Below are 5,226 nucleotides of genomic sequence, written 5' to 3'. Positions count from 1 at the left end.
GACAGGGCCCTCCCCGTCCCCACCCGCTCCCGCTGGCAACCGACGCGCATCGGGCTCGTCGACCTCTTCCACTACGAGGAGGAGGAGTTCCACTTCCGCGACGGGCGACTGCTGCTGCGCGGCAACAACGGCACCGGGAAGTCCAAGGTCCTCGCCCTCACCCTGCCCTTCCTGCTGGACGGGGACCTCACCCCGCGCCGTGTCGAACCCGACGGCGACCCGGGCAAGCGCATGGAGTGGAATCTGCTCCTCGGCGGCGAACACCCCCATTCCGAACGGCTCGGCTACACCTGGATCGAGTTCGGCCGCCGTGACGACACGACCGGCGAGGCGCATTTCCGTACGCTCGCCTGCGGACTCAAGGCCGTCGCGGGGCGCGGCATCGCCCGCCACTGGTACGCGGTCACCGACCAGCGGATCGGCCAGGACCTCAGGCTGCTCGACGCCACCCGCACCGTTCTCTCCCGCGACCGGCTCGCCGAGGCGGTCGCCGGGCACGGGCTGGTGTACGACCAGGCCAAGGCGTACCGAAGGGCCGTCGACGAGACGTTGTTCGGGTTCGGCGAACAACGGTACGCCGCCCTGGTGGACCTGCTCATCCAGTTGCGCCAGCCCCAGCTGTCCAAGCGGCCCAACGAGGCCGCCCTCTCCCGGGCGCTGACCGAAGCGCTGCCGCCCATGGACCAGGCGGTCGTCGCCGACGCGGCGGAGGCCTTCCGCTCCCTGGACGAGGAGAAGGAGGAACTGCGGGCCGCCGCCGAGGCCGAGCAGGCCGCCTCGGCGTTCCTGGACCACTACCGGCGCTACGCCCGCATCGCCTCCCGCCGACGGGCCCGCCTCCCGCGCAGCGAGCACTCCCGGTACGAGCACCTCCAGCGGGATCTCGCCGAGGCTCAGGCGCACAAGGCCCACGCGGAGGAGGAGCGGGCAGCCGCCGAGGAACGCCTCACCGTCCTGGAGGAGACCGGGACACGGCTGCGGGCCCAGGAGACGGCCCTGCGCGCGGGGCCCGAGATGCGCAGCGCCCGTGAGCTGGAGCAGGCCGCCACGGAGGCGGACCGCACGGCGCGGGAACGGGAGCGCGCGGAAGCCGACCACGGGCAGGCCACGCGCCTCCACCAGAAGGCGCTGGCACGGCTCGGGGCGGCCGGGAACCGGCTCGCCTCGGCCCGCCACCAGGCCGACACCGTCCTCGCCCGGGCCCGGGAAGCGGCCGGGAACGCCCTGGTCCCCCTGTCCGATGAACCGACCCGGGCCGCCGCCGAGGAGGCAACGGACCGCAGGCGGCGCACACTCACCCACGTGGAACGCCTCGCGGACGAGGCCGACCGGGCCGCGGGCGAGCGCCAAGCGGCCTTCCGGCGGCTCGACGAGGCGGAGTCCGACCTCGCGCTCGCGACCGACGCGCAGCGCCAGGCGGAGGAGGGCGCGGCGGCGTCCGGCCGGGATCTGCTGGACGCCGTGCGCCGGCATGCCGGGGAGTGCCGGGAGCTGGCCTACCCGGACCCCGTCGGCCTCCTCGACGAGCTCCAGGACTGGACACAGCACCTCGACGGGCCCTACCCGGCCCGTACCCACGCCTCGCACGCCCACCGGGCCGTCTCGACGCGGCTCGCCGATCTGACGGCCGGTCTGACGCACCGCAAGGCCGAACTCCAGTCACGCGTACGTGACATGGAACAGGAGCTGGCCGCGCTCGAAGCCGGAGGCCAGCGCGGGCCGAAGGCCCCGTACACCCGCACCCCGGGGCTGCGCGAGCGTACGACCGGAGCTCCCCTGTGGCGGCTCGTCGACTTCCGTGACGGGCTCGGCGACGCCGAACGCGCCGGGCTGGAAGCGGCCCTGGAGGCGTCCGGCCTGCTGGACGCCTGGGTGCACCCGGACGGCACGGCCCTCGACGCCGACGGGCACGATGTGCTGCTCGTGCCACGGACCGGTCCCGTGTCCGGGCCGTCCCTGGCCGACGCGCTGCGCCCGGCCGTGGACCACGGCGACGCGCGGGCAGCGGCGATCGGTGAGGGCACCGTGGCACAGTTGCTCGAAGCGATCGGACTGGGCGAAGCAGGCGGCGCGGCCACCTGGGCCGCGGCCGACGGCCGTTTCCGCGTCGGCGCGCTCGTCGGCCGGTGGGCCAAGGGCGCAGCGGAGTACGTCGGCGAGGGTGCCCGGGAAGAAGCCCGCCGGTCCCGCATCGCCGCCCTGCGCGCCGGACTCGCCTCGCTCCAGGAGGAACTGGCCGCCGCGGTGGCCGAGGCCGAGGCCGTGACGGCGCGCCGCCGCGAGCTCGACACCGAGCTGGCCGCCGTACCCGACGACGCGCCGCTCAGGCAGACGTACGCCCGGGTGGCCGCGGCCGCCGGCACCGTGCGCCGGGACCGTGCCCGGCGCGACGAGCGGGCCGCCGATCTCACCGAGGCGGCCCAGGAGGCCGAGCGGGCGGCGACAGAGCTCACCGAGACCGCCACCGACCTGGGCCTCCCGGCCGACCGGGCCGGGATCGCCGCCGTGCACCAGGCCGTCACCGGCCTCGCCCTCGTCCTCGCGGACCTGTGGCCCGCCCTGCGCGAGCGCGCCGAGGCGGCACGGCAGGTGGACGAGGAACAGGACGAGACCGAGCAGGCGGGGCAGCGGGCCGCGGAGCACGCCCTGCGGGCGGAGGAGTCGGCCCGCGAGGCCACCGCCGCGGCCGAGCGCCACAGCACCCTGCGCTCCACGGTCGGCACGGCCGTCGCCGAACTCCAGCGCCGCCTCGCCGAGACCGCCGTCTCCCTGCGCGAGTGCGGAGCCGAGCAGCGTCGCACCCGTGAGCAGCACACCGAGGCGGACCGGCGGGCCAGCCGGGCGGAAGGCCGCATCGAGCAGCTGGGGCACGGGATCGCCGAGGCTGCCTCGGCCCGGGCGGAGGCGATCGCGGGGCTCCAGCGGTTCGCGGACACCGGCCTGCTCTCGGTGGCCCTGCCCGGGCTGGCCCTGCCGCCGACCGGAGAAGGCCCATGGGCGGCCACCCCCGCTGTCGCCCTGGCCCGCTCCATCGAGACCGAGCTGTCCAGGACGGACGACTCCGCCGGGGCCTGGGAGCGGGTGCAGAAGCAGCTGAGCGAAGAGTTCAAGGCCCTGCAGGACGCCCTGTCCCGGCACGGACACACCGCGTCCGCCCGCATGGTCGAGGACGGAATGGTCGTCGACATCGTCTACCAGGGCCGCGAACGGGCCGTACCCGAACTCGCCGAGGCCCTCGCCACCGAGGTCGGTGAACTCACCCGCATCCTCTCCTCCCATGAGCGGGAGATCCTGGAGACCCATCTCATCACCGAGGTGGCGGGCACCCTGCAGGAACTGATCGGCGCGGCGGAGCGGCAGGTACGGGCCATGAACGCCGAACTGGAGGAACGCCCGACCTCGACCGGCATGAAGCTGCGCCTGGTGTGGCGGGCCTCCCGCAAGGCCCCGGCGGGTCTCGACCGGGCGCGGGAACGCCTGCGTCAGTCCGCCGACGCCTGGACCCCCGAGGACCGGGCGTCGGTCGGCGAGTTCCTGCAGGCGCAGATCGCCCAGCAGCAGACCGGCGACGCGGCCGGCAGTTGGCTCGAACACCTCACCACTGCCCTCGACTACCGCGCGTGGCACGAGTTCGGCATCGAACGCCACCAGCAGGGCCGCTGGGTCCCGGCGACCGGGCCCGCCTCGGGCGGCGAACGTGTCCTCGCCGTGTCCGTGCCCCTGTTCGCCGCCGCGTCCTCGCACTACGCGAGCGCGGGCAACCCGCACGCACCACGTCTGGTCACCCTCGACGAGGCGTTCGCGGGAGTCGACGACGACTCGCGCGCCAAGTGCCTGGGCCTGCTGCACGCCTTCGACCTGGATGTGGTGATGACCAGCGAACGGGAGTGGGCCTGCTACCCGCAGGTGCCCGGCATCGCCATCGCACAGCTCTCACGGACCGATGACGTCGCGGCGGTCCTGGTCACCCGCTGGGAGTGGGACGGCTCCGTGCGCCTGCGCCGGGACGACCCGGTGTACGAGCGGGGTGGGTTCGCCCCGGTGTCGGACAGCACGGACAGCCAGGACCTGCTGTGGTCATGAGCGAGCGATCGCCCGGCGTCGTCGACCCCGACCGCCTCCGCCGGCTGCTCGGCGACCCCGGCCTCGCGTGGCTGGTCGAGCGCGTAAGGCGGCGTCTCGAACGCGAACAGGACCTCGTCGGGGCCGTCTCGCTCACCGCGCCCACCGAGGCCCAGCGCACGGCCGTCGAACGCCTGCTGGGCCGCGCGCCGCGCGTCGCCGGACGGTCGCTGGCCGTCCGGCTCGACGCCGTGGACGACGTCCTGCGCCGCTCCGGCATCAGCCCCGACGGACTGGCCGCGGCCGTGGAGTCCCTGACCGGCCCCGTCGTCCCCCTCCGCCAGGCTCGCCGGAGCGAGTCCCGCGCCTGGCAGGAGGCGTACCAGCCGCTCCGGGCCCTGGGCCACGACCGGCCCGGCCTCGCCGGCTGGACCACCGATCCACGGACCGAAAGCCTCGTACGACGCCTCGCCCGTACCCCCGGATCCGCCGGGCCGCTGACCGCCGACGCCGCGAAGGTGCTCCGCGCGCTCCCCGCCGAACCCGCTGCCGCCCTGCCCGCGTTCGCGGCCCGCGTACTCGGCAGCGCGCACGCCCTGGACGACGGAACGCCCCTGGCCACACTCGCCCTGTCCGGCATTCGCGCCCTCACCGGCTTCCCCGACGGCAGCGGTGCCGCGTGGCGGCGGGACGCGTGGGCATCGGCGGGACTGCTGCGCGACGAGTTGTCCTCCACGGTCCTGGCCCTGAACCTGCGCGGCACCCCTGCCCTGGACTGGATGGCGGAATCAGGCGAGCCGTGCGTCCTGACTCTTCGTCAGCTCACTTCCCAGCGCCCACGGGCGGCGTCGCCAGTGGTACGGATCTGCGAGAACCCGGCCGTCCTGGCCGCGGCCGCTGACGCCCACGGCGCCGATTGCCCTCCGTTGGTGTGCCTCCAGGGCCAGCCGTCCGCCGCGGCCCTTGCTCTCCTGCGCCACCTTCACGACGGCGGCGCGGACCTCTTCTACCACGGAGATTTCGACTGGGGCGGGCTCCGCATCGCGAACGTGCTGCTGAACCACGTGCCGTGGCAGCCCTGGCGGTACACGGCCGCCGACTACCGCGCTCTGGCAGCAGCCGCCCCACAGCTCCCACCCCTGACAGGCACACCGACCCCATCCC

Annotated in this window: 2 protein-coding genes; both read left to right on the top strand. The window is 74.9% G+C overall.

The genetic code is table 11. The features are described from left to right. Positions 1–4,083: TIGR02680 family protein (locus K6I34_RS30925; protein ID WP_229331110.1), on the top strand; the 4,083-nt coding region annotated here is incomplete at its 5' end. Beyond that, a partial coding sequence (locus tag K6I34_RS30920) for a TIGR02679 family protein (RefSeq protein WP_229331108.1) occupies positions 4,080–5,226 on the top strand: 1,147 nt, incomplete at its 3' end. The genes K6I34_RS30925 and K6I34_RS30920, both read left to right, overlap by 4 nt.

It is taken from the genome of Streptomyces sp. UNOC14_S4 (genome assembly GCF_020740835.1).
Classification (GTDB): domain Bacteria; phylum Actinomycetota; class Actinomycetes; order Streptomycetales; family Streptomycetaceae; genus Streptomyces.
The sequence above is the reverse complement of the archived record's forward strand: the minus strand, read 5'-3'. Positions and strand labels throughout refer to the sequence as shown.